Origin of the sequence: Streptomyces sp. NBC_00273, from assembly GCF_036178145.1 — a bacterium.
Taxonomy (GTDB): Bacteria; Actinomycetota; Actinomycetes; order Streptomycetales; family Streptomycetaceae; genus Streptomyces.
In genome coordinates, this window is the sequence record NZ_CP108067.1 from 8,081,036 (window position 1) to 8,102,265 (window position 21,230).

Below are 21,230 nucleotides of genomic sequence, written 5' to 3' on the forward strand. Positions count from 1 at the left end.
GTCTCCTCTTCTCAAGGAACGTGATGGACCTCCGTATCGAAGACCGCGTGTACCTCGTGACCGGCGCGTCGTCCGGAATCGGCGAGGCAACCGTCCGCCTCCTGGCCGCCGAAGGCGCCACCGTCGTCGGCGTCGCCCGCAAGCCCTGGAGCACCGAAGCCCTCGGCGCCCGGGTCAGCACCGTCGCCGCCGACCTCACCGACCCCGACGCCGCCCGCCACGTGGCCGACACGGTCATCGAACGCCACGGCCGGCTCGACGGCCTCGTCAACAACGTCGGCGCGCTGGAGTCCCGTACCGGCTTCCTCGACGTGACCGACGAGCAGTGGAAGAGCACCTTCGAGGTCAACTTCCACTCCACCGTCCGCATGACCCGCGCGGCCCTCCCCGCGCTCCTGGACACCGGAGCGGGCGCCGTCGTACACATCGCGAGCGAGGCGGCCCGCTTCCCCGACCCGGGCATCGTCGACTACGCCGCCACCAAGACGGCGCTGCTCTCCCTCTCCAAGTCCCTCGCCGCGGAGTTCGGCGTACGCGGCGTGCGTTCCAACGTGGTCTCGCCCGGGCCCACCCGGACCGCGCTCTTCGACGCTCCCGGCGGGTTCGCCGAGCAGCTCGGAGAACGGTTCGGCCTCCCGGCCGACGAGGCCGTCGACCACTTCATCCGCGAGGTACGCCGACTCCCCAGCGGCCGCATCGGCAGCCCCGACGACGTCGCCGGCGTCATCGCGTACCTGCTCTCGCCCCTCGCGGGGCAGGTCACCGGCGCCGAGTGGAGCGTCGACGGCGGCGCCCTGCGACAGGTCTGACCGGGCCGATGCGCGCCTCCCTCCTCGCCCTCGCCATAGGTGCCTTCGGCATCGGGACGACCGAGTTCGTCATCGTCGGTCTGCTCCCGGAAGTCGCCGAGGACCTGTCCGTCTCCATCCCCTCCGCCGGCATGCTGGTCACGGGCTACGCCCTCGGCGTGGTCGTCGGCGCACCGCTGATGACCGCGGCCGGTGCCCGGCTGCCGCGCAAGACCATGCTCGTCGTCCTGATGGCCATCTTCATCGCCGGCAACCTGCTCTGTGCCCTGGCCGGCGACTACACCGCCCTCATGGGCGGGCGGCTGATCGCCGCCCTCACGCACGGCGCGTTCTTCGGGATCGGCTCCGTCGTGGCCGCCGACCTGGTGGCACCCGACCGGCGGGCCAGTGCCATCGCCCTGATGTTCACCGGGCTCACCCTGGCCAATGTGCTCGGCGTACCGCTGGGCACCTTCCTCGGCCAGGAGTTCGGTTGGCGCTCGACCTTCTGGGCGGTCACCGGCATCGGGATCGTCGGACTGGTCGCTCTGGTCGCCCTGGTTCCGGCCCAGCCCGCGCCGGAACGCGGAGCCCTGCGCGGCGAACTCGCCGTCTTCCGCAAGCCCCAGGTGTGGTTGGCGCTGACGACCACGGTCCTCGGTTTCGGCGGGGTCTTCGCCTCCTTCACCTACCTCGCGCCGATGATGACGGAACTGGCCGGCTTCTCCGACGGCGCGGTCGCCTGGCTCCTCGTCCTCTTCGGCGTCGGGCTGTGCGTGGGCAACGTACTCGGCGGCCGGGCCGCCGACCGGGCCCTGATGCCCAGCCTGTACCTCATCCTCGGCGGCCTCTGCCTGGTACTGGTGATCTTCACCTTCACCTCGCGCGCCGCCGTACCCGCCGCGATCACCCTGGCCGCCTTCGGGGCGATCGGATTCGCGACGGTGCCCCCGCTGCAGGCACGTGTGATGCAGCAGGCCGCGGGCGCCCCGGCCCTCGCCTCCGCGGCGAACATCGCGGCCTTCAACCTCGGTAACGCCCTCGGGGCCTGGCTCGGCGGCCTCGCCGTCGCCCACGGCTTCGGGTGGACCTCACCGACCTGGATCGGTGCCGGACTGGCCGCGGCCGGTCTGGGCACTGCGGCGCTCTCCGGCCGGCTCGACCGCCGCAGCCACGGCAGCCGCGGGAGCGGCGGACCGCACCCGCAGCCCGGCGCAGCGCTCCCCACCGCACCACTCACGAACGCACCAGGTGCCGGACACGGCACGCACTCCATCGTCGAACAGAAGTCGAGGTAGACGCACATGAACGGTGTCGATCGCCGGACCATGCTCACCCGCAGCGCGGCCGTCGTCGGAGGCGCAGCGGTGGCCGGCGCCCTGTCCGGCCCCGTGGCGGCGGCAGCCGCCCCGAACGCCTCCGGCGACGCGGCGCGCGCCGCGGCCGCCGGGACCGGATCCGTCGTCAAGCCGGGGGATCCGCGCTACGAAATGCTCACCACGGGCAACAACCAGCGCTTCGTGGCACGCCCGGACTACATCAAGATGGTCCGCTCGACCGCGGACGCCGAACGCGCGCTCAGAGACGCGGTCCGGGCGGGCAAGCGGGTCTCGGTGCGCAGCGGCGGCCACTGCTTCGCCGACTTCGCCGCCCACTCCGGCACCCAGGTCATCATCGACTTCTCGGAGATGACGCACGTCGGCTACGACCCGAAGTTCCGCGCGTTCGTCGTCGAGGCGGGCGCCCGCCTGATCAACGTGTACGAGGCCCTCTACAAGGGCTGGGGCGTCACCGTCCCCGGCGGCATCTGCTACAGCGTCGGAGCCGGCGGGCACATAGCCGGCGGCGGCTACGGACTGCTCTCCCGGGCCCACGGCCTGGTCGTCGACCACCTCTACGCCGTGGAGGTCGTGGTGACGGACGGGAAGGGCGGCGTACGCACCGTCGTGGCCACCCGGGAGAAGAACGACCCGAACCGGGACCTGTGGTGGGCGCACACCGGCGGTGGCGGCGGCAACTTCGGCCTGGTGACCCGCTACTGGTTCCGCTCCCCGGGCGCGAAGGGCACCGAGCCCTCCGAACAGCTGATATCCCCGCCGTCGAAGGTCCTGGTGAGCGCCGTCGACTTCCCCTGGGAGCAGCTGACGGAGGCGAAGTTCACCCGGCTGCTGAAGAACTTCGGCGCGTGGCACGCCGCCAACAGCGCGCCCGACTCCCCGTACCGCAACCTCTCCAGCCTGTTCAACGTCAGCTCCAAGGCGCACGGCAGCCTGGGCATGTTCACCCAGGTCGACGCGACGGTGCCGAACGCGAGAAAACTGCTCGACGACTACCTGGCGGCCATCACCGCCGGCACGGGAGTCACCCCGAAGGCACTCACCCGCCCCACGGGTGAGCTGCCCGCCATGCCGCAGTTCGCGGAGCCCAGGACCCTGCCCTGGCTCCAGGCGACCAGACTGGTCGGCACCAACAACCCGGTCATCACCAACCCCACCTCACGCGGCGCGCACAAGTCCGCTTACATGCGCAAGAACTTCACCGACCATCAGATCTCCGCGCTCTACCAGTACATGAGCCGGCCGGACTTCAAGAACCCCGACACCATGCTGGTGCTCTTCTCCTTCGGCGGGCAGGTCAACGCCATGGCACCCGACGCGACGGCCAACGCGCAGCGCTCGTCCATCTTCAAGATGTGCTTCCAGACCTTCTGGCAGGAGGAGTCCGAGGACGCGTTCTACCTGGGCTGGCTGCGCGACCTGTACGAGGACTTCTTCTCGGCGACCGGTGGCGTGCCGCTGATCGACGACAGCACCGACGGCTGCTACATCAACTACCCCGACCGGGACATCACCGATCCCCGTCGCAACAGGTCCGGTGTGCCGTGGCAGACGCTCTACTACAAGGACAACTACCCGCGCCTGCAGCAGGTGAAGAGGAAGTACGACCCGTCCGACTTCTTCCGCCACTCGATGTCGATCAAGCCTGCGCGAGGCTGACCCCTCCCCACCCGTAACCCCTGGTCAGAAGCCCCGTACTCCGGTCTCCGGAGTGCGGGGCTTCTGTCGTTCCCGTCCAACCGTTCGAGTGGCCGCGGGTGTTCGTTGACTCCCCGGCCGGCTGCGGGAAAGCTGTGTCTTGGCCGGAAGAGGGCAGCTGAAAAGCCCCTCGCAGTGAGATCCGATCCCCTGGCCGCCACCTCCCGACAGGCCCGCGGTACATCGCCGTGCCGCGCCCTCGCACGCCCCGCCACGGCTCGATTCCCCACGCGTCAGAAAGCACGCGTCAGAAAGTAGAGGAAGCCATGCGTTCCGTCGCCGTAGTCCTCGGCACCCGGCCGGAGGCCATCAAGTTCGCGCCCGTCATCCGCGCCCTCCAGGACGACCCGCGCTTCGAGCCCGTCGTGATCTCCACCGGGCAGCACCGCCAGATGCTGGACGAGACCCTCGACGCCTTCGGCCTCACCGCCGACGTCGACCTGAAAGTGATGGCCCCCAAGCAGACCCTCTCCCAGGTCACCTACCGCTCGCTGCGCGGCCTGGAGGACTACTTCGCCACCGCGCCCGCCGACGCGGTCCTGGTCCACGGTGACACCGCCACCACCCTCACCGGAGCCCTGGCCGGATTCCACCAGCGGATCCCCGTCGTCCACGTCGAGGCCGGACTGCGCAGCGGCCGGCTCGGCTCGCCCTTCCCCGAGGAGGGCAACAGACGGCTCGTCGCCCAGGTCGCCGCCCTCCACCTGGCCCCCACCCCCGGCAACCTGGCGAACCTGCTGCGCGAGGGCATCGCCGCCGACACGATCACCGTCACCGGCAACACGGTCATCGACGCCCTGCGCTGGGCCAGCGGCCGCGCCGAGAGCTACGGCGACCCGGCGCTGGCCGACCTCGACCGCGACCCGCGCCGCGTCGTCCTGGCCTCCGCGCACCGCCGCGAGGCCTGGCCGCACCTGCCGCAGATCGGCCGGGCGCTGGCCCGCATCGCCGACGAGCCCGGTGTGCGCGTCGTGGTCCCGCTGCACCGCAACCCCGTCGTCCGCGAGGCGCTCCTCCCGCACATCGGCAGCCACCCGAGCATCACCGTCGTCGACCCGCTGCCCTACCTCAGCTTCTGCAAGCTCATGGGCCGTGCCGACGTCATCGTCTCGGACAGCAGCGGCAGCCAGGAGGAGGGGCCCGCGCTCGGCAAGCCCACGCTGGTCCTCGGCGACGTCACAGAGCGGTCCGAGGCCATCGTCGCCGGCACCGCCTGCCTCGTCGGAACGGCCACCGAGGGCATCGTCACCCGCACCCTGGCCCTGCTGCGCGACCGCGCCGAGTACGACCGGATGGCCACCGCCGCCAACCCGTACGGCGACGGACGGGCCACCGACCGCACGGTCGCCGCGCTCGCCCACTTCTTCGGCCTGGGTCCCGCGCCCGAGCCCTTCGTCCCCGACAGCGCCGTCGACGAGCTCAGCGTCGAGCTCGCCCGCACGGCCGACTTCGCCCGCACCTGAACCCCGGAGAGGAACCGCCGCATGAGCGCCACCCCGTCCGCCGTCGAACGCCCGCTGAACTTCAGCACCCCGTACCTGAGGGCCGCGCTCGTACGCGACGCCGTGGACTACACCGTCGAAGGCCGCACCATCGTCGTCAACCCCGGCGTGACGCCCGTGACCATCGCGGAGGAACCGCGCAAGACCATCCCCCCGCTCTCCTCGACCGTCCTCGCCGACACCCGCATCGAGAAGGCCGAGGCGCTCCTCCTCCTGCGCACCGCCCCCGACGGCACCGACATCACCGGCATCACCGCGGAACCCGGCTGGTCCCACCTCGCCGACCTCCTCGGCCCCGGCGAATTCCCCCGCGAGACCGCCCTGTACCGCAGCCCCCAGGACGACATCAACACCGTCCTGTTCGACCCGGCCCACGTACTCGGCGAGCGCGAGAGCGCCATGGACCTGCGCGAGTTCAACGTCCGCGCCAACCTGTGGTTCTCGCCCGCCGGAACCGACTGCGCCGTCCACAACCAGCACGACTTCATCGAGGTCCACACCCAGGTCCACGGCCTGGGCCGGATGCAGCGCTTCCGGGACCGCGACCACGCCTCGCTCTACCAGGACGTCCTGATGAGCCCCGGCTACACCACTCCGGACCCGTTCTGCGCCACCGGCCCCCAGTGCACCTACCACTACCCCTGGCACCAGTACCGGGCCGACACCGACTGCATCTGGCTCGCCATCGAGTACCACCCCGTACCCCGCGCGCTGCGCACCCTCCGCCCCGCGACCGCCCTCACCTCCCTGGAGAACCACTCATGACCACCACCGGCACCGGCAAGAACCCCGAGACCGTCCTGCGCGCCCCGAAGTTCACCGCCGAGGTCGTGGCCGACCAGCTCCGCGACGGCTACTGGCTGGAGGCGCCGGACATCAACGGGGACGGCAAGCCGGACCTGTTCGGCTACGGGCTGCGGCTCGGCGAGATCTACTGGTACGCCAACGACGGCGACTGGACCCGCCGGCTGATAGCCGACCGCATCAAGATGCCCGTCGGCGCCGACTTCGCCGACGTCAGCGGCAACGGCCACCCCGACGTCATCGTCTGCTACGACCTCTACGGCCCGATCGGCACGATCCACGACGCCAACACCGAAGGCGGAAAGATCGACTGGCTGGAGAACCCGGGCACCCCCGACAAGGACGAGTCGCGCTGGAAGCGCCACTACGTCGGCCGCGCCACCGGTATGCACCGCCTGCGCGCCGGCCACTTCACCCGCACCGACCGGCTCCAGATCATCGGCCTGCCGATCGTCGCCAAGGAGGACGTCCACGCCGTACTGCCCGTCGTGCTGTTCACCCAGCCCGACGACGTGCACACGGCGGAAGAGTGGCCGATGACGGTCATCGACGACAGCCACTTCCGGATGATCCACGGCGCCGAGAAGAAGCAGGGCCTGGTCCCCGGCTCCGAGCTCGAATCCCTGCTGCTGGCCTCCGACGAGGGCGTCACCTGGCTCTGGTTCGACGAAGCCCGCCAGGAGTGGGTCCGCGAGCTGATCGGCACGGGCGAGCTCACCCAGTTCGAGCAGACCGGCTTCCGCGGCAGCGGCGACCTCAACGCCGGCCGGCTCGGCGACGACCCCATGGCGTACGTCGCCGCCATCGAGCCCTTCCACGGCAACACCGTGGCCGTCTACACCAAGGCCGAGGACGGCGAGGGCTGGAACCGCGTCCTGCTCGACGTGTACGGCGACCCCAACGAGAACGGCGAGGGCCCCGGCCACCAGATCGTCTGCGCCGACTTCGACGGCGACGGCGACGAGGAGTTCCTCGTGGCCCTGCGCGGACCGTGGCCCTGGCAGGGCGTCATGTACTACAAGGCGATCGACGCGGCCAACGGCGTCTGGGCCAAGTGGCGGGTCTCCGAGGAGTCCGTCGCCCGCATCGCCACGGCCGACTTCAACGGGGACGGCCGCCTCGACTTCGCCACCATCGCGTACTCCGTCCAGAACTACTACGTGGCCAAGGACGCCAAGCTCATGGTCTACCGCAACGAGATCGACCAGTAGCGGGTGTCCGCGCCGGACCAGGCGCCCGCGCCGCCCCGCCCCGGCCCGCGCCGCCCCCGTCGCCCCGTGCCCTGAGCCCCGACGGTCAGTACCGCCCCTCGCGACGCCCCAAGGGTGTCCAGCACGCCGCCCGGGACCGTGTCCCCACCGTACGGACCACGGCCCCGGCGGCCGTCCTTCACGAAACCTCTTCCGCACCTCTTCCGAAAGAGCGATTCCCTGTGGCCTCCACGACGTCCCCCGACGCCGCGAAGCGGGCGAAGCTGCCCTCACTGACCGGCCTGCGGTTCTTCGCCGCGCTCTCCGTCTTCTTCTTCCACTCGTCCCTGACCGACTCCCCGATCCCGCCGAACGCGCCCATCAACCCCTTCGCCGACGCCACCGTCGCGGACTGGTTCTCCACCGCCTTCGGCAAGGCCGGCTACCTGGGAGTCTCCTTCTTCTTCGTCCTCTCGGGCTTCGTCCTCGCCTGGGCCGCCAAGCCCGGCGAGCGCGTCACCGCCTTCCTCCGCCGCCGGCTGCTGAAGATCTTCCCCAACCACGTCGTCGTCTTCGCCGCCGCGATGCTCCTCTTCGCCGGCTCGGCCGTCACCGGCGTCGCCGACTGGCTCCCGAACCTCTTCCTCATCCACACCTGGTGGCCGCAGCCCACCGTCAACCTCAGCGTCAACCCGCCCAGCTGGTCCCTCGGCAGCGAGCTGCTCTTCTACATGCTCTTCCCGGCCCTCATCGTTCCGATCCGCAGGCTCCGCGGCCGGACCGCCCTGTGGGGCTGGAGCGCCGCGATGATCGCCGGGATGGTCGCCCTCCAGCTCATCGCCACCTACTTCGTCCCCGACACCCCGAAGTCCACCATCACGCCGATCTCCGGGATGCAGTTCTGGTTCGGCTACCTGCTCCCGGCCGGCCGCCTCTTCGAGTTCGTCCTCGGCATCCTGCTCGCCCGGATCGTCCTTTCGGGACTGTGGCCGCGCCGCGTCGGCTTCGGCGTCTCCCTCGCGCTCACGGTCCTCGGCTACGCCGCCGCGCTCGTCGCCCCGTTCCAGTACGGATTCGTCGTCGCGACGATCATCCCGGTCGCCGCGCTCATCGGAGCCACCGCACAGGCCGACGTGGACGGCCGGGCCACCTTCCTGCGCAGCCGTCCCATGGTGTGGCTGGGCGAGGTGTCCTTCGGCTTCTACCTCGTCCAGGGCGTCACGATCTTCTACCTGCGCTCGCTGCTGGGCGAGCACACCTACGGCGTCCCCGTGGCCCTGCTGGTGATCGCCGGGTTCTTCGCCGCCTCGCTGCTGGGCGGCTGGCTCCTCTTCCGCTTCGTGGAGATGCCCGCCATGCGCCGCTTCGGCCGGGCCAGGACCCGTACGCCGGCCGGCGCGGCACCCGCCCCGGCCCGTGAGCCTTCCGGTGACCGGACCCCGGTCACCGCGGCCGCCCGGGACTGACCCGCCGCCCTACCGCTCCCCGCCCTACCGCTCCCCGCCCTACCGCTCCCCGCCCGCGTCGGCATCCGCCGACGCGGGCTTCGGGTTTTCGTGCCCCGCCGCCGCAGCACCGGCGGTCAGGCTCGACAGCATGCGCAGGGCGGCGTCGGAGGGCGAGGATTCGGGGGCGCTGTAGAGCAGCATCCGGTGGTTGGTGCCGTCGGTGAGGTGCAGGTTCTCGAAATCGAGGGTCAGCGGGCCCACGACGGGGTGGTGCAGGGTCTTGGTGCCGACCGTGCAGTCCCGTACGGGGTGCTTCGACCACAGCGAGGCGAAGTCGGGGCTCTGCAGCATGAGCGCCCCGATGAGCTCGGCGAGCGCGCGGTCCTCCGGATTGCGCCCGGCGACCAGGCGCAGGGCCGCCAGGGCGACCCGAGCCTCGCTCTTCCAGTCCGTGTAGAGCTCCCGGGTGTGCGGATCGAGGAACAGCATCCGCGTGAGGTTGGGGCGTACGGACGGGTCGTCGGGGCTCGCGATGTCGACGTGCCCCGCGAGCAGGGCGTGCCCCAGCGGATTCCAGGCGAGCACGTTGTTGCGGCCGTCCAGGACGACCGCCGGGACCTGCGGCATCGCGGCGATCAGCCGGCGCGTGGTGTCACGGGCGTACTCGGGGCGCGGCGACTGGGCCCGCTTGGCGCGCGGCGGCCGGGCGAGGTTCAGCAGGTGCGCGTGCTCGTCCGGGGTCAGGCGCAGGGCGCGGGCCAGGGCGTCCAGGACGCTGTCCGAGGCGTTCGTGCTCTGCCCCTGCTCCAGGTGGGTGTAGTACGTGATGCTCACCCCCGCCAGGAGGGCGAGCTCCTCGCGCCGCAGCCCGGGCACGCGCCGGCGGGTGCCGTGGGAGGGGAGCCCGACGTCCTCGGGCTGGAGCTGGGCGCGACGAGTGCGGAGGAACTCGCCCAGGGCAGTCGGTGTGTCCATGCGTTCCAGTGTGCCGGGGGAGGGCGTCGAACGGAGCCCGTGAAGGTGGCCCTGGGAGTGCTAGCTTGCCCGGCGCCAGCACAACCAGGGGGCTGGGTAACCCTCTCCGACCGGTCCAAAGTCGATGACGCAACAGCTCGTTGCGTGATCGAGAGGAAGTGTGTGGCGATGTCGGTCGTCGAAGGTGCGCGGGTCGAAACGGGAACGGAGGGGCCCGTTCGTTTGGACGGGCGTTTGAAGTTGGTGTTGGTGGTGCTGCTGGTGGCGCAGTTCATGCTGGCGGTTGATTTCTCGATTCTGAACGTGGCGTTGCCGGTGATCGGTGACGGGCTGGGTTTCTCGTTGTCGAATCTGCAGTGGATCGCGACGTCGTTCGCGTTGTGTGCTGCTGGTTTCACGCTGTTGTTCGGCAGGGTGGCTGACCTGTTCGGGCGTCGTCGGTTGTTCCTGGTGGGTCTGGCGGTGCTGGGCCTGTCCTCGCTCGTGGGCGGCCTGGCGACGTCGCCGGAGATGCTGCTGGTGGCGCGTGTGTTCCAGGGTTTGGCGACGGCGGCGGTGACGCCGGCCGGGCTTTCGCTGCTGACGACGTCGTTTCCGGAGGGTCCGCTCCGTGAGAAGGCCCTCGGCCTGAACGGTGCTCTGATGTCGGCGGGGTTCACGACGGGCGCGATCCTGGGTGGTGTCCTGACGGATCTGTTGTCGTGGCGGTGGGCGTTCTTCATCAACGTTCCCGTTGCCCTGGCGGTGTTGTTCATTGCTCCGGCGGTGATCAAGGAGTCGCGTCCGTCGGTGCGTCCGAAGTTGGACCTGCCGGGTGCTACGGCTGTGACGTTGGGTCTGTTGGCGTTGATCTACGGGTTGACGCAGGCGGGTGAGCACGGTTGGGGTGCGCCGTCAGCGTTGGGTTGGCTGGCCGCGGGTGTGGTGCTGCTGGTGGTCTTCTATGCGATCGAGTCGAGGAGCTCGGCTCCGTTGGTGCCGGTTTCGGTGTTGAAGAAGAAGACGGTCGCGTGGGGCAACATCGCGGGTCTGATCGCGTTCCTGACCGAGACCAGCCTGGTCTTCCTGATGACGCTGTACCTCCAGGAGGTGTTGGACTTTTCGCCGCTGACGGCGGGTCTGTCGTTCGGTGTGTTGGGTATCGGCACGGTGATCGGTGGTTCGATCGCTCCGCGGGTGATCGGTGCGGTGGGGACACGGTCGACGTTGATCATCGGTGGTGTGTTGCAGGCGGTCGCGACGCTGAGTCTGGTGGCGTTGGGTGAGACTTCGTCGAGCATGTGGTTGCTGCTGGTCGCGACGTTCGCGGGTGGTGTGGGCAACATGTTGGTGATCGTCGGGTTCATGGTGACGGCGACGACGGGTCTGCCGGATCACGAGCAGGGTATGGCGACGGGTCTGGCGACGATGACGCAGCAGGTCGGTATCACGATGGGTACGCCGATCATGTCGGCGATCGCTGCGGCCAACACGGACATTCATGCGGGGATCACGACCGCGGTCATCGTGAACACCGCGATCGTCCTGGTCGGCACCGTCACCACCGTCCTCTTCCTCCGCACCAAGCAGCCCAGCTGACGAAGTGCGCGCCTCCACTAAGGCAACTCCGCCTTGTGACAGCCCTGCCCCCGCCGCGAACGTTGGCCCCGGGCCCGGCGCGAGCGCCGGCTACCGATGGAAAGGAACCCCGATGGCCACACCCACCGTCATCAGCTGGGAGCAGGTGTCCGTGCCCACCCCGTCCGGGCCCCTTCCCGCCCGGGCGTACCGGCCCGGCACCGCTTCACCGCAGGGCTGGCTCGTGTGGGCCCACGGGGGCAGCTGGCGTGCCGGATCCGCCCAGGACTGGCACGGCGCCACCGCCGAACTCGCCCGCTACTCCGGCTTCGGGGTGGTGAGCGTGGACTACCGGCTGGCCCCCGAGGTACGCCACCCGGCCATGGTCGAGGACATCCTGTCCGCCCTGACCTGGGCCGGGGAACAGCCGGACGGGTCCGCCGGAGCCCCGTCCGCCCCGCCCGTCCTCGCCGTCGGCGGGGACAGCGCCGGCGGCACCCTCGCCGCCTCGGCCGCCCTCGTCTGCCGCGACCGCGGGGTTCCGCTGGCCGCGCAGGTACTGGCGTACCCGCCGCTGGACCCCGACTGCGCGGCGGCCTCGTACCACCGCTTCCCGGACATGTTCCCCACGGCCTCCTACCTGATGGCGGCCTGGCAGGACTACCGGCACCCGGGCCGGCCGGTCGCCGCCGACGGCACACGGCTCCACAGCACCCCCCTCGAAGCCGCCGACCTGAGCGGACTCGCACCGGCCGTGATGGCCACCGGTGACCTCGACCCCGTCAGCGACGACGTGCACCACTACGGGCGCCTGCTGCGGGCGGCCGGGGTGGAGGTCGCCCTACGGGAGTTCCGGCAGACGGGTCACGGGGCGTTCCTGCAGCCCGGCCGAGGCCCGGGCGGGCACCCGACGGTGTCGATGCGCGGCTGGCTGGGGCTGGCCCTGCGCCGGCTCACCTCACCGAACGGCCCCGAAACCCTCCCCTCTTCCCCTCCATGGAGCTGACATGACCACCTCCGACGTCTCCAACCTCGACGCCCTGCTGCGCCACTTCGCCGACCTGCGCGACGGCATCCACGGCGGCTCCGTCTCCCGCCCCGACAAGGAGGAGCACTTCCGTACCGCCGCGCGCCTGCTGGACCCGTACGCACGCCAGGCGCTCGGCGAGCTCAACGACGAACTGCTCCTCGGACAAGGCGTGATCGACGCCAGCGGCGTCCAACGGGCCGACGACCGGAGCCTCTTCCACGCCTGGACCCTGTGGTGGGACGAGCAGTCGGCCGCCGACATCCCGCCCGTGACGCTGTACGCGCACTACGGAGCCTCCTTCCACCACCCGCACCTGCGCGGCGCGACGGTCTCCGAATGGCCGCTGAACGTCTTCGACGACGCACAGGCCGCCGCCGAACTGCCCACCCTGCGCGCGATCGCCGCCGCAGACCTCCACAACCTGGTCTTCGAACGGGACTTCAGGATCGTGCCCGCGACCATGGCGGGTGCCACCGGTCTCCCCGCCCACCAGCACTGAAAGGCGGCCCGTCATGACGAAGCTGCGACTGTCCGTACTCGACCAGACCCCGGTCGGCGAGGACCACACCCCGGACCAGGCGCTGCGGGCTTCCGTGGACCTCGCCCGCGCCGCCGAAGGCCTCGGCTACGCCCGTTACTGGGTCGCCGAACACCACGACTCTCCCGGCTTCGCGAGCAGCGCGCCGGAAATCCTCGCGGGCACCCTGCTCGCCCACACCTCGCGGATGCGGATCGGGACCGGCGGAGTGCTACTGCCCCGCTACGACCCGGCGAAGGTGGCCGAGGTGTTCGGCGTACTGGCCTCCCTCCACCCGGGACGGGTCGACCTCGGCATCGGCCGGGCCGGCGGCCCCGCCCGCGACTTCCCGCAGCGGCTGGCCCAGCTGCGCGCCCTGCTGGGCGAGGGCGGAGTCGTCCCGCACGCACCGGTCCCGCCGCAGATGTGGCTCCTGGGCGCGGGACGCGAGTCGGCGCGGCTGGCCGGGCTGCTGGGCACCGAGTTCGCGTTCGGGCACTTCTTCTCCCCGGCGGGCGGCCAGGAAGCCTTCGAGGACTACCGTGCCCAGTTCCGCACCTCCACGGGCGACCGGCCGGGCGGCGCGCTCGCGGTCCGCGTGGTGACGGCGGACAGCGCCGGCCGCGCCGAGGAGCTGGCCCAGAGCCTGCTGCTGTGGCGCGCCCGCAAGGACCTCGGCCAGGACGGCCCCCTGCCGTCGTACGAGACCACGCGCCGCCACCGCTGGACGGGCGCGGAACTGGAACGGGCCAAGGTGCACCGCACGGCCCTCGTCTCCGGGGCGCCGGAGCAGGTGTCCGCGGTACTGAGGGCCCTCGCCGGGAGCCACGGCGTGGACGAGCTGATCGTCAACACCCTGACCTGCGATCCGGCGGACCGCCACCGTTCGTACGAGCTGCTGTCCGAGGCCTTCGCCCTCCCGGCCCCCGAAGCGCAGCAAGCGGCCCCGGTGGGAGCCGCCGGCCTGGCCCTGCGGCGTTAGGGGCGGTCGAGGCCCCAGGTCTGGAGCGCGTAGGGCCGGCCCTTCTCCTCGCCCGTGATCAACGGCACGTCGAGGAGGCGGAATCCGGCCCGGGTGGCCACGCCGACGCTGGAGGCGTTCTCTGCCTCCAGTTCCAGGATCACCCGGTCCACCCCCAGCTGCTCGAAGGCGTACGCGGCCATCACCCGCACTGCTCGGGCGGCCAGCCCCCGGCCCCGGTGCGCCGGACCGAGCGCGTATCCGAGCTCCGTGCCCTCGGGCGCGCGCTTGAGCATCACCTCGCCGAGCGGGGCGCCGCCGTCGACGGTGATGGCCAGCAGGAGGGCCGTACCCTCCTTGCGCAGCTCCCGCGCCCGGTCCAGACGGTTGCGGGCGGCCTCGTCGTCGAAGGGGGAGACGATCGGCGTCCAGTACGCGATGTCGGGGTGGTCGAAGAGCTCGGGCATCGACGCCAGGTCCGCCGCGGTCCAGTCGCGCAGGACCAGGCCCTCGCCCGTCAGCTCCATCCGGTCGGGAAAGGACGGCGTCGTGCTGCTCATGCGGGAGGACCTCCGTGGTCGGTGCGGGACGAACCAAGATATCCGGCGACGGATCATCCGTTCACCGGATTATCCGCCCGGCAGTGCCCTTGGGCCGGCTAGACCGCGTACCGGTCCGGGGCGAAGAGGGACGGGTTCGCCGCGATCCAGTCCGAGGTGCGGCGCAGGCCCTCCTCCAGGCCGACCCGGGGCCGCCAGCCGGCCCAGTCGCGGGCCCGGGAGTTGTCCGACAGCAGGCGCTGGACCTCGCTGCCCGACGGGCGCAGCCGGGTCGGGTCCACCACGACCTCCGCATCCCGGCCGGAAGCCGCGATCAGGGCCTCGGCCAGGGCGCCGACCGAGATCTCCGCACCGGTGCCGAGGTTGACCACCTCGCCCAGCGCCCGGTCGCACTCCGCCACCGCCAGGAAGCCCTCCGCCGTGTCCGTCACGTACGTGAAGTCCCGGGTCGGCGTGAGAGAGCCGAGGCGGATTTCGCGGGCCCCCGCGTGCAGTTGCGCGAGGATCGTCGGGATGACCGCGCGCGCCGACTGCCGAGGCCCGTACGTGTTGAACGGGCGCACCACCGTCACCGGGAGCTCGAAGGCGTGGTGGAAGGAGAGCGCCATCATGTCCGCGCCGATCTTCGACGCGGAGTAGGGGGACTGCGGCTGCAGCGGGTGGCTCTCGGAGATCGGGGCGGTCAGCGCCGTCCCGTAGACCTCGCTGGTCGACGTGTGCACGAGGCGCCGCACACCGTGCCGCCGGCAGGCCTCCGCCACGTTCTGCGTGCCCGTGACGTTCGTCTGCACGTACGCACCCGGCGACGCGTAGCTGTACGGAATCCCGATCAGCGCCGCCAGGTGGAAGACGGTGTCGCAGCCGGCCACCGCATCGCTGACCCGGCCCGCGTCACGGACGTCGCCCGCCCACATCTCCACCGGAGCGTCCGGGTCGGCGAGGTAGCGCGCCAGGTGACCCTTCTCGGCGTACGGCTTGTAGTGGACGAAGGCGCGCACCCGCGCACCCCGCGACACCAGCAGGTCCACCAGCGTCGAGCCGATGAAGCCCTCCGCGCCGGTGACGAGGACGGTGCGGTCGGTCCAGCTGTTCATATGCGCTCCAGATCAGAGATGGCGGGGGTGACGGGGGTGGGGACGAGGCCGGCGACGCGGAGGACTTCGGCGGCCAGCAGTTCGGCGGCCCGCGCGTGCGGGCCGGGGTCGGCGGCGCCGGCCATCGCCGACAGCCGCGCCGGGTCGGCCAGCAGGGGCCCGATGAGGCCGGCGAGACGGTCGGCGGTGGTTTCGGCGTCGGGCAGGAGCAGTCCCGCTCCCGCGTCCGACAGCACCCGCGCGTTGTGGGTCTGGTGGTCGCCGGGCGCGTGCGGGTAGGGCACCAGGACCGACGGGACCCCGGTCGCCGCGAGCTCGGCGACGGTCGCGGAGCCCCCACGGCACACCACCAGGTCGGCGGCCGCGTAGACGAGGTCCATCCGGTCCAGGTAAGGGATGGCGCGGGCGATCCGTTGCCCGCCGGACGACACCAGCTCGGCCACCGTGTCGGGCAGCGCGTCCGGACCGGTCTTGACCAGCAGCTGTACGTCGTCCCGGTCCTGCCAGAGGTCGGCGAGCGCGGCCGCCGCCCGCGTGAGGCGGACCGCGCCCAGGCTGCCGCCGTTGAAGACGACCAGCCGGCGCCCCGCGGGCACCCCGAGCGCGCGCCGCGCCTCGGCGCGCAGCGCCACCCGGTCCGGTCCGGGCAGCTCCGCGAGGCCGGACAGGGCCGCCGAGATCGGCATTCCGGTGGTCAGCGCCCGCTCACCGCCCGAGAGGTGGCCCCGGCTGCGGTCGAAGGCCACCGCGACGTGCGGGGTGAGCCGGGCCGCGAACTGGTTGGCACGGCCGGGCACCGCGTTCGACTCGTGGATCACGGCCGGCAGCCCCGCCAGGCGGGCGCCGAGCACGGCGGGCGCGCTCGGATATCCGCCCATGCCCACGACGACGTGGGCACCCTGGGCCCGGAGCACCGAACGCGCCTGGTGCGCCGAGCGCAGCAGCGCCGCGGGGAGCAGGTACCGCTTCGCGCCCAGCGCGGGATCGAAGGGGATCATGTCGACGGTGTGCAGGCGGTAGCCGGCGCCGGGAACCAGCTCGGTCTCCAGGCCCCGCTCGGTCCCGATGAACGAGATCACGGCGCCGGGCACGGCGGCGCGCAGCGCCTCCGCGAGGGCGAGACCGGGATAGATGTGCCCGCCGGTGCCGCCCGCACCGATCACGACGGAGAGCGCCGCGGATGTGTGGGGTGTGGTGGTGGTCATGTGCGCACACTCCCGGTGCGCCTTAAGAAGCTTCTAAGAGGTTCTCTCAGAAGCCTTTGGCAGGCTTTGCCCCATGAGCTCCACGGACAGCACAGGCAGTACGGACAGCACAGGCGGCACGCGCAGTACGGGCGGCGCGGGCAGGCAGCGCATCCTCGTCGTCGACGACGAGCCCGAGGTGCGGGCGGCCGTCGAGGACGGCCTCGCGGTCGAGGGGTACGAGGTGCGGGGCGCCCCGGACGGGCTCGCGGCCCTCTCGCAGGTCGCGGCCTGGGAGCCCGACGCGGTCGTCCTCGACGTGATGATGCCCGTACTCGACGGCCTCGCCGTGTGCCGACAGCTGCGGGCGCTGGGCGACCGCACACCCGTCCTCGTCCTGACCGCGCTCGACTCCGTCAGCGAGCGCGTCGACGGTCTGGAGGCGGGCGCCGACGACTACCTCGTCAAACCCTTCGCCCTGGACGAGCTGGTCGCCCGGGTCCGCGCGCTCCTGCGACGGGCCGCGCCCGGACCCACCGGCACCGCCGCCCCGCTCGGCTTCGCCGACCTCGTCCTCGACCCCGCGACCCGGACCGGGCGCAGGGGCAGCCGTCCGCTGGAATTCAGCCGTACCGAAGCGGCCCTGCTCGAACTGCTCCTGCGCCACCCCGGCCAAGTGCTCCCGCGCGAACTGATCCTCGAACTGGTGTGGGGGCGGGACTTCGGGCCGGACTCCAACTCCCTCGCCGTCTACGTCGGCTACCTGCGCCGGAAACTGGAGGCCGCGGGCGAGCCCCGGCTGGTGCACACCGTCCACGGGGTCGGCTACCGGCTGGACGCGGCGTGAGCGGCGGCCGCCGGCGGCTCGGCCGCGTCTGGCGCAGGCGCGGCCCCCTGCGCACCCGGCTGGCGCTGTCGGTCACCGCCGCCGTGGCCCTCGTGGCCGTCGGGGTGTGCGCGGCGGCGTTCCTGGTGGTCCGGTCCGCACTCTACGAGCAGCTCGACCTCAGCCTCACCCAGTCCGCACGGCTGGCCGCCCAGCGCAACCCGGGGGACGCGCCGGGCACCCTGGCCGGGGAATGCCGGTTCCTGGCGGCTCCCGCCTGCGCCGAGGTGGTGGCCGCCGATCCGGCCAAGGACCCCGCAACCCCGGGACTGCTGCCCGTGGACCCGGCCGCGCGGGAGGTCGCCGCGGGCCGGAAGGCCCCCTACTACACCAACATCACGGTGGCCGGATACCCCGCCCGGATGCTCACCACCGACTACGCCAAGGGGCGTGCCCTCCAGGTGGCCCTGCGGGCCGACACCGTCGAGGACGGCATCGAGGAGGCAGCGCAGTGGCTGGTGCTGACGGCGGTGATCGGCGTGCTGCTGGCCGCCGTGCTGGGGTACTGGGTCTCGCGGACCGGCCTGGCCCCGGTCGCCCGGCTCACCGCGACGGCCGAGCGGATCGCCGCCACCCGCGATGCCCGGCACCGGATCGAACTGCCGCCGCCGGGACGGGAGGACGAGATCACCCGGCTGGCCACGAGCTTCAACACGATGCTGGGCGAGCTCGAACAATCGATCGCCGCGCAACGCCAACTGGTCGCGGACGCCTCCCACGAACTGCGCACCCCGCTGACGGCACTGCGGACCAACGCCGAACTGCTGGCCCGGGCCGATCGGCTCACCCCCGACCAGCGCGACCGCGCCTCGGCCGCACTGGGACGGCAGCTGCGGGAAGTGACGGGGCTCGTCAACGACCTGATCGAGCTGGCACGCGACGAAGAGCCGCAACCGCTCGTGGAACAGGTCCGGCTGGATGCGCTGGTGGAGCACTGCGCGCAGGCGGCGCGCACGCACTGGCCGGCCGTGCCCTTCCACGTACGCGTGCCGGCCGAGCCCGTCGTGGTGCCGGGGGTACCCGCGCGACTCAGCCGACTGCTGGGGAACCTGCTCGACAACGCGGCCAAGTTCAGCGGGAACGGGCTGCCCGTCGAGGTGGAGCTGACGGCGGGCGTCCCGGGCCGCGGACCGGCGCTGACGGTCCGGGACCACGGCCCCGGCATCTCGCCGGAAGACCTGCCGCACGTCTTCGACCGCTTCTACCGGGCCGGGGCGGCCCGCGCCCTGCCGGGGTCGGGGCTCGGCCTCGCCATGGCCCGGCAGATCGCGCGGGCGCACTCCGCCGAGCTGACGGCGGAGGCCGCCCCGGGCGGCGGCGCGCTGTTCCGGCTGACGTTCTGAACGGCCCCGGCGGGGACGGGACCGTTTCGTCCGCGGGTGTTGCGCGGTCTCTGCTGCCGCTCCTGGCCGGGACCGGCGTCACGTGACCCGGGACGTCCCTGGGACGTGCCCCGGGAAGCGGCTCTGAGCTGGGCGGACGTCCGTCCCCCACGTCCCGGACGGCTGGGATGCGGGAGGCGGCCGTGCTCCGTGTGGCAGTTTTCCGATGCCATCAGGTCACCAGCGAAAGGTTGTTTCGACATGCGCATCTCCCGCCCCGGGAAGGGCGTCACCTCGCTCCTCCTCGCCGCGGTCTCCGCCGGCGCCCTGTTCGTCTCCGCGCCGGTCGCCCATGCGGACGACTCCTCGTACAAGATCTGCAAGGACACGTACGGCACGCGCCTCTCCCCGAGCGGGCGCTACAACATCCCGCGGTACAACTACTCCCAGGGCGACTCCGACGTCTGCGTCGCCGGACTCCAGGAGCTCGTCGCGCAGTTCGGCCTGACCTCGTGGGAGCAGAGCGGCGGCAACTTCGTCGACGGCGTCTTCGGCGCTCGGACCAACTCGGCCATCCGTAGGTTCCAGAGCACCCACAACCTCGAGGCCGACGGCATCGTGGGCCCGCGGACCTGGGAGAAGCTCCTGACGGGCTGAGCTCCTCCCGCTTCTCGCGACCGTCGTCCTCACTCCCTTCCCTTCCGTTCCTCTTCCTCATCGCCAGGAGACGCTTCCCCATGTTCTCGTCGCGCCGTATCCGCCCTCTGGCGGCCCTCGCGCTCGCCGCGTCCGCCATCGGCACGCTGCTGGTCACCGCCCCCACCGCCCAGGCCAGTTGGGGCAATGAGCTACAGGCGTGCAAGAACGCCTACGGCTCCGAGTACTACAACGGCTGGGAGATCCCCACGGTGGTGCTCGCCAAGGGCTCGTCCAGGGTGTGCGTCCGGGAACTCCAGGAGGAGCTACTCGAGGCCGGCGCCGTTCGGAGCGAGGACCAGCCCGGCTTCGTCGACGGGAAGTTCGGCCCCAAGACGTACAACGCGGTGGTGAACTTCCAGCGCAGCGGCTCGACCCCGGGCGGCCCGGACGGCGTCGTAGGCCGCTACACCTGGCACCACCTGATCGCCACCATCTACTTCGAGTAGTTCGAGAGGGCGGCACCCCCACCCTTCACCGAAAGGAAGCTTCCGGCATGAACACCATCAGGCGGACCGCGACCCGCGTCGCAGTCCTGGGCGCGACGATGCTCATGGCCGTCGGGGTAGCCGCCCCGCAGGCCTCGGCCCGGTCCGGGTACCTGGAGGCGTGCACGAACCAGGTCGGCACGCGCTGGGCGTCCAACGGCTGGCCCGTCCCGGCCGTGAACCTCGCCAGGGGCTCCACGGGCGACTGCGTCCGGGCGCTCCAGTGGGCCCTGGTCCGCACGGCGTTCGTCGACTCCGCCGATGCCCCGACCTTCATCGACGGCTCCTTCGGCCCCAAGACCGAGGCGGCCGTGCTGCGGTTCCAGTCGACGTACCCTCGGGAGACCGGCGGCCCGGACGGCATCGTCGGCATCAAGACCTGGGGGTACCTCATCCCCGCCGCGGAGGGCTAGGCGGCCTGGACGAAGTTCGCTGCTGATCCTTTGATGCGTGCGCGTTGACGTTCAGGGCGTGGTCGACTGCGGTGCCGACCGCGTCGGCAGCGGTGTGGACGCGCTCGGTGTGGTCCTCGTACTTCGCCGAGCGCCACACCCGCTCGATGTCGCTCAGCTCGGGACTGCGGGGCGGCGGCGGGAGGTGGAAGAGTTCGACGCCGGTGGCGGCCGGTTCCTCCCGGCCCCCCTTGAAGATCCGGGCCACGTGCGCGGAGGCGTTGTCCCGTCCGACAGTGCACGGCCGCACGCGGGAGGAGACTGCGGGCGGCTCCTCCGGCTCCTCCGGCTCCTCCGGCTCCTCCGGCTCCTCCGGCTCCTCCGGCTCCTCCGGCGCGTCGGCACCGCCAGGCAGGCCGGCCAGCGCTTCGCGGTCCTCACGGGTGACCGAAGCCGGACCGCGCCGGGACCGCCCAGTGCCCTCGGTCAAGGCGTCTCGAGATCCGGCTCGGTCACGAACACGACGAGTTCGCCGCCGTACGGGCACAGCCGCCAGCAGTGGGCAAGGCCGTAGTCGCCGCTGTCCCAACCGAGCACGTCGTACATCATCGGCCCCCGGCCGGTTCCCTTGCCGTACGCGTCGAGCGGTCGTGGGCCTCGACGGGGCGGCAGCGCTGCTGCCTGCTTCGACCGGGCCTCCCCGCCGGGATGACGGTGATCGATCCGATCCACGGCCGAATCCGCGGCGGACGCGGCCGGGGCGGCGGGCGTGGCGTCGGGATTTGTGCGGGTTGTCGGGTC

General features: G+C 71.8%; 22 protein-coding genes. 16 read left to right on the forward strand and 6 right to left on the reverse strand.

What is annotated here, in order from left to right; translation table 11 throughout:
* Positions 1-23: 23 nt before the first annotated feature.
* The 7 genes from OG386_RS36195 (at position 24) to OG386_RS36225 (ending at position 8,785) form a co-directional block, all read left to right on the forward strand.
* The gene (locus tag OG386_RS36195) at positions 24-809 is read left to right on the forward strand and encodes an SDR family NAD(P)-dependent oxidoreductase (protein ID WP_328791588.1); all 786 of its coding nucleotides are present in this window, start codon (positions 24-26) and stop codon (positions 807-809) included.
* Positions 810-817: 8 nt separating this feature from the next.
* Complete coding sequence (locus OG386_RS36200) at positions 818-2,086, forward strand: MFS transporter (protein ID WP_328791589.1); 1,269 nt, start codon at positions 818-820, stop codon at positions 2,084-2,086.
* Between the two features lie 6 nt (positions 2,087-2,092).
* Positions 2,093-3,784, forward strand: coding sequence for an FAD-dependent oxidoreductase (locus OG386_RS36205; protein WP_328791590.1), 1,692 nt, complete (start codon positions 2,093-2,095; stop codon positions 3,782-3,784).
* Between the two features lie 305 nt (positions 3,785-4,089).
* Positions 4,090-5,286 carry a non-hydrolyzing UDP-N-acetylglucosamine 2-epimerase gene (gene wecB / locus OG386_RS36210; protein ID WP_328791591.1) on the forward strand — a complete coding sequence of 399 codons (1,197 nt, stop codon included), beginning with the start codon at positions 4,090-4,092 and terminating at the stop codon, positions 5,284-5,286.
* A gap of 21 nt (positions 5,287-5,307) precedes the next feature.
* Positions 5,308-6,090 (forward strand): hypothetical protein, encoded by a 783-nt coding sequence (locus tag OG386_RS36215; protein ID WP_328791592.1) that lies wholly within the window; start codon positions 5,308-5,310, stop codon positions 6,088-6,090.
* Positions 6,087-7,340, forward strand: coding sequence for an FG-GAP repeat domain-containing protein (locus tag OG386_RS36220; RefSeq protein ID WP_328791593.1), 1,254 nt, complete (start codon positions 6,087-6,089; stop codon positions 7,338-7,340). Before OG386_RS36215 ends, OG386_RS36220 begins: the two co-directional genes overlap by 4 nt.
* Positions 7,341-7,561: 221 nt before the next feature.
* Positions 7,562-8,785: an acyltransferase family protein gene (locus tag OG386_RS36225; protein WP_328791594.1), complete on the forward strand. Its 1,224-nt coding sequence runs from the start codon at positions 7,562-7,564 to the stop codon at positions 8,783-8,785.
* A 39-nt stretch (positions 8,786-8,824) separates the two neighbouring features.
* Here OG386_RS36225 and OG386_RS36230 read toward each other — a convergent pair whose 3' ends face one another.
* The gene (locus OG386_RS36230; protein ID WP_328791595.1) at positions 8,825-9,742 is read right to left on the reverse strand and encodes a helix-turn-helix domain-containing protein; all 918 of its coding nucleotides are present in this window, start codon (positions 9,740-9,742) and stop codon (positions 8,825-8,827) included.
* A 168-nt stretch (positions 9,743-9,910) separates the two neighbouring features.
* Between OG386_RS36230 and OG386_RS36235 the strand changes: the two genes are divergently transcribed.
* The 4 genes from OG386_RS36235 to OG386_RS36250 all read left to right on the forward strand — a co-directional run bounded on the left by OG386_RS36235 (position 9,911) and on the right by OG386_RS36250 (position 13,828).
* Positions 9,911-11,320: an MFS transporter gene (locus OG386_RS36235; protein WP_328791596.1), complete on the forward strand. Its 1,410-nt coding sequence runs from the start codon at positions 9,911-9,913 to the stop codon at positions 11,318-11,320.
* A 112-nt stretch (positions 11,321-11,432) separates the two neighbouring features.
* A complete protein-coding gene (locus OG386_RS36240) occupies positions 11,433-12,305 on the forward strand; it encodes an alpha/beta hydrolase (protein WP_328791597.1) in 873 nt (290 codons plus the stop codon).
* Between the two features lies 1 nt (position 12,306).
* A complete protein-coding gene (locus OG386_RS36245) occupies positions 12,307-12,828 on the forward strand; it encodes a hypothetical protein (protein WP_328791598.1) in 522 nt (173 codons plus the stop codon).
* Positions 12,829-12,841: 13 nt separating this feature from the next.
* Positions 12,842-13,828: an LLM class flavin-dependent oxidoreductase gene (locus OG386_RS36250; protein ID WP_328791599.1), complete on the forward strand. Its 987-nt coding sequence runs from the start codon at positions 12,842-12,844 to the stop codon at positions 13,826-13,828.
* Here OG386_RS36250 and OG386_RS36255 read toward each other — a convergent pair.
* The 3 genes from OG386_RS36255 to OG386_RS36265 form a co-directional block, all read right to left on the reverse strand.
* Positions 13,825-14,367 (reverse strand): GNAT family N-acetyltransferase, encoded by a 543-nt coding sequence (locus OG386_RS36255; RefSeq protein ID WP_328791600.1) that lies wholly within the window; start codon positions 14,365-14,367, stop codon positions 13,825-13,827. The genes OG386_RS36250 and OG386_RS36255 overlap by 4 nt on opposite strands.
* A gap of 98 nt (positions 14,368-14,465) precedes the next feature.
* Positions 14,466-15,461, reverse strand: a complete 996-nt coding sequence (locus OG386_RS36260) for an SDR family NAD(P)-dependent oxidoreductase (RefSeq protein ID WP_328791601.1) — start codon at positions 15,459-15,461, stop codon at positions 14,466-14,468.
* Positions 15,458-16,666 (reverse strand): UDP-N-acetylglucosamine--N-acetylmuramyl-(pentapeptide) pyrophosphoryl-undecaprenol N-acetylglucosamine transferase, encoded by a 1,209-nt coding sequence (locus OG386_RS36265; RefSeq protein ID WP_328791602.1) that lies wholly within the window; start codon positions 16,664-16,666, stop codon positions 15,458-15,460. Before OG386_RS36265 ends, OG386_RS36260 begins: the two co-directional genes overlap by 4 nt.
* A gap of 73 nt (positions 16,667-16,739) precedes the next feature.
* Here OG386_RS36265 and OG386_RS36270 point away from each other — a divergent pair, with 73 nt between their 5' ends.
* From OG386_RS36270 to OG386_RS36290, 5 genes are all read left to right on the forward strand, one after another.
* Positions 16,740-17,492, forward strand: a complete 753-nt coding sequence (locus tag OG386_RS36270; protein WP_328791603.1) for a response regulator transcription factor — start codon at positions 16,740-16,742, stop codon at positions 17,490-17,492.
* On the forward strand, positions 17,489-18,874 hold the full coding sequence (locus OG386_RS36275) for a sensor histidine kinase (RefSeq protein ID WP_328791604.1): 1,386 nt from the start codon (positions 17,489-17,491) through the stop codon (positions 18,872-18,874). Before OG386_RS36270 ends, OG386_RS36275 begins: the two co-directional genes overlap by 4 nt.
* A 240-nt stretch (positions 18,875-19,114) precedes the next feature.
* Positions 19,115-19,510 carry a peptidoglycan-binding domain-containing protein gene (locus OG386_RS36280; RefSeq protein ID WP_328791605.1) on the forward strand — a complete coding sequence of 132 codons (396 nt, stop codon included), beginning with the start codon at positions 19,115-19,117 and terminating at the stop codon, positions 19,508-19,510.
* Positions 19,511-19,590: 80 nt separating this feature from the next.
* Positions 19,591-19,998 carry a peptidoglycan-binding domain-containing protein gene (locus OG386_RS36285; protein WP_328791606.1) on the forward strand — a complete coding sequence of 136 codons (408 nt, stop codon included), beginning with the start codon at positions 19,591-19,593 and terminating at the stop codon, positions 19,996-19,998.
* Positions 19,999-20,045: 47 nt separating this feature from the next.
* Positions 20,046-20,450, forward strand: coding sequence for a peptidoglycan-binding domain-containing protein (locus tag OG386_RS36290; RefSeq protein ID WP_328791607.1), 405 nt, complete (start codon positions 20,046-20,048; stop codon positions 20,448-20,450).
* Here OG386_RS36290 and OG386_RS36295 read toward each other — a convergent pair.
* Both OG386_RS36295 and OG386_RS36300 read right to left on the reverse strand, forming a co-directional pair.
* Positions 20,428-20,919 (reverse strand): hypothetical protein, encoded by a 492-nt coding sequence (locus OG386_RS36295; RefSeq protein ID WP_328791608.1) that lies wholly within the window; start codon positions 20,917-20,919, stop codon positions 20,428-20,430. The two genes, OG386_RS36290 and OG386_RS36295, sit on opposite strands and share 23 nt — an antisense overlap.
* Positions 20,916-21,161, reverse strand: a complete 246-nt coding sequence (locus OG386_RS36300; RefSeq protein ID WP_328791609.1) for a hypothetical protein — start codon at positions 21,159-21,161, stop codon at positions 20,916-20,918. The genes OG386_RS36295 and OG386_RS36300 overlap by 4 nt, the downstream gene beginning before the upstream one ends.
* Between the last annotated feature and the right edge of the window lie 69 nt (positions 21,162-21,230).

Bases quoted from the DNA above. Each gene is read 5' to 3' on its own strand.
- OG386_RS36195 (WP_328791588.1), top strand. From the start codon at position 24: ATGGACCTCCGTATCGAAGACCGCGTGTACCTCGTGACCGGCGCGTCG.
- OG386_RS36200 (WP_328791589.1), top strand. From the start codon at position 818: ATGCGCGCCTCCCTCCTCGCCCTCGCCATAGGTGCCTTCGGCATCGGG.
- OG386_RS36205 (WP_328791590.1), top strand. From the start codon at position 2,093: ATGAACGGTGTCGATCGCCGGACCATGCTCACCCGCAGCGCGGCCGTC.
- wecB (WP_328791591.1), top strand. From the start codon at position 4,090: ATGCGTTCCGTCGCCGTAGTCCTCGGCACCCGGCCGGAGGCCATCAAG.
- OG386_RS36215 (WP_328791592.1), top strand. From the start codon at position 5,308: ATGAGCGCCACCCCGTCCGCCGTCGAACGCCCGCTGAACTTCAGCACC.
- OG386_RS36220 (WP_328791593.1), top strand. From the start codon at position 6,087: ATGACCACCACCGGCACCGGCAAGAACCCCGAGACCGTCCTGCGCGCC.
- OG386_RS36230 (WP_328791595.1), bottom strand. From the start codon at position 9,742: ATGGACACACCGACTGCCCTGGGCGAGTTCCTCCGCACTCGTCGCGCC.
- OG386_RS36235 (WP_328791596.1), top strand. From the start codon at position 9,911: ATGTCGGTCGTCGAAGGTGCGCGGGTCGAAACGGGAACGGAGGGGCCC.
- OG386_RS36240 (WP_328791597.1), top strand. From the start codon at position 11,433: ATGGCCACACCCACCGTCATCAGCTGGGAGCAGGTGTCCGTGCCCACC.
- OG386_RS36245 (WP_328791598.1), top strand. From the start codon at position 12,307: ATGACCACCTCCGACGTCTCCAACCTCGACGCCCTGCTGCGCCACTTC.
- OG386_RS36250 (WP_328791599.1), top strand. From the start codon at position 12,842: ATGACGAAGCTGCGACTGTCCGTACTCGACCAGACCCCGGTCGGCGAG.
- OG386_RS36255 (WP_328791600.1), bottom strand. From the start codon at position 14,367: ATGAGCAGCACGACGCCGTCCTTTCCCGACCGGATGGAGCTGACGGGC.
- OG386_RS36260 (WP_328791601.1), bottom strand. From the start codon at position 15,461: ATGAACAGCTGGACCGACCGCACCGTCCTCGTCACCGGCGCGGAGGGC.
- OG386_RS36265 (WP_328791602.1), bottom strand. From the start codon at position 16,666: ATGACCACCACCACACCCCACACATCCGCGGCGCTCTCCGTCGTGATC.
- OG386_RS36270 (WP_328791603.1), top strand. From the start codon at position 16,740: ATGAGCTCCACGGACAGCACAGGCAGTACGGACAGCACAGGCGGCACG.
- OG386_RS36280 (WP_328791605.1), top strand. From the start codon at position 19,115: ATGCGCATCTCCCGCCCCGGGAAGGGCGTCACCTCGCTCCTCCTCGCC.
- OG386_RS36285 (WP_328791606.1), top strand. From the start codon at position 19,591: ATGTTCTCGTCGCGCCGTATCCGCCCTCTGGCGGCCCTCGCGCTCGCC.
- OG386_RS36290 (WP_328791607.1), top strand. From the start codon at position 20,046: ATGAACACCATCAGGCGGACCGCGACCCGCGTCGCAGTCCTGGGCGCG.